This is a genomic window from Moorena sp. SIO3E8, from assembly GCF_010692445.1.
GTDB lineage: Bacteria > Cyanobacteriota > Cyanobacteriia > Cyanobacteriales > Coleofasciculaceae > Moorena > Moorena bouillonii.
Genome location: NZ_JAAHHM010000332.1, coordinates 1 through 1,749, shown reverse-complemented (window position 1 = coordinate 1,749; position 1,749 = coordinate 1). Strand labels below are relative to the sequence as shown.

Annotated in this window: 1 protein-coding gene; it reads right to left on the bottom strand. The window is 43.2% G+C overall.

All coding sequences use genetic code 11. The features are described 5' to 3' along the window. Positions 1-39 precede the first annotated feature (39 nt). Positions 40-1,609 (bottom strand): ISKra4 family transposase gene (locus F6K46_RS39550; RefSeq protein WP_293068945.1). Its coding sequence is split into 2 segments (ribosomal slippage): positions 40-1,443 and positions 1,445-1,609, totalling 1,569 coding nucleotides; the frame shifts between segments, so codons are not numbered across the junction. Between the last annotated feature and the right edge of the window lie 140 nt (positions 1,610-1,749).

Sequence of the window (1,749 nt, the reverse complement as noted above, 5' to 3'; positions counted from 1 at the left end):
TTTGGGTGCGGCTCTTTTAGGAAGACTAAGGATAAAGTCTTAGACAGTTATCGGAAGAGTAGTGGGAGCAGTAGTAGAGCAACGAGCATAAAGGAGTCGTTTCATCAAAGGAACACCATCAAGATACAAAACATGGTGATTGCGTTGATACTCTTGTTTTAAGTGAAACTGCCAATATTGATGCCAATCACCGCTAAGGTAAAGTGAGCGAAGACGTAAAACAGCTTCAGCTCCTTGAAGGCTCCATCTAGCTCCAGTAATATCCATCCGGTCTTTGATCAGATGACGACAAGCACCTTCAATTACCCCAGTGGCAATGGGAAGACCGGCTCTGAGGTAATCATCGTATTTGAGGTAAGCCGCGTTGTTGAGTAAATATCTGGCACAATTATCCACCGGTTTACGTTGTGATGGGGAGAGTTTGCGTAATGTGGCACTGCGACGCATCCCAGCAGCAACTGTACTTGAGTGTCCTTGAAGAATGAGTAGTATCCTTTTACTTACCCAATCCTCCGCTTGTTTGCTGGTATCGGAATAAAAGGCAAATGCCGCCTTCCATAAATATTCAATTACATGGATAATATCGAGAACAATTGTTAAGTTAATCTGGTGTTTGCGAGCAAACTTATTCAACAGCGATAATTGAGTTTTATTACCGTCGACCAAAGCACAAAAGTGTTTTTGTTGAGTGCTTCGGCGGTGCAATACCTCGTCAAATGCTTCGCTAATAACTACTTCTGGCTGTTTAATTAAGCTTGCCCAAACACGCTTGGATTGAGGCAAGGGTCTTTTGAGTTCTTTTTTATCTACCTCCTCCCCTTCCGGATTGACAATTTGTTCAGGTGTGCGCACGAATGGGTCAATCGTATAAACCGAAGCTACTGTAGCCATTCGCTTCGAGTTTCGTTTTTCACCCTTCGTTAATCGTTTATTTAACTTCTTGCTCGAAGCCAGCGCCCTTTTTCTGGTATGAGCACGTAAATCTTCTGTACGCATCACTACACCTTTACCGTCAACAGTAATCACTACTATTTCCCCTGTTTGTGGAGATTGCTCTATATGTGATTGTTGCTGGTGGTAAAATTGGTCAAAGTCACAGGCACTATTGAAGGCTAATTCTTCCACTTGACGCTTACCAACTTTGGCTGCGGTTGTTTGGGAAATTATCTCTACTGTTTCACCAAACCCCGAACGGGCTACTTCTACTGCGACTCGCTCTGTCAGTCCGTGGGAATATTGGGATGGCGGTAGGTTTAATTCCGCATCCAATGGACTCAGGGAATTGAGCTTCCTTCCTCCATAACCAATTCGATTGACTCTTACGGTTCCAAATAAGGTGGTCAGTTTACGAGTCAACTTCTTCTTATGAGTTCTTCTGGCTTGGTCACTACCCAAACACTCACCTTCAATCTCGTCATCACTACGTCTATCAAAATAACCGTGGCAGTTGCCGTCTTAATAGTTCGTACCCGTTCTCCAGTAATTTGTTCTCTAACTCCCCATGCTCTAAACCGCAAACCCGATCTGAACCCAACCACTCTACGATTTCTTCAAATAGCTCTCGTGCTGGTGAAAAGAAGATGTCTTCATTTGAGTACGATCCTTGCATATCTCTGAATTTCACCCCGGTTTTCCACTTATGTACAACAAACGTCACTTAACGGTTTTTTTGACTCAAAGCCTTACTCTGACAAGGTTGTTAGTTTTGTTATTTTAAATAATACCGTATTTCTATAAGAGCCGCACCCA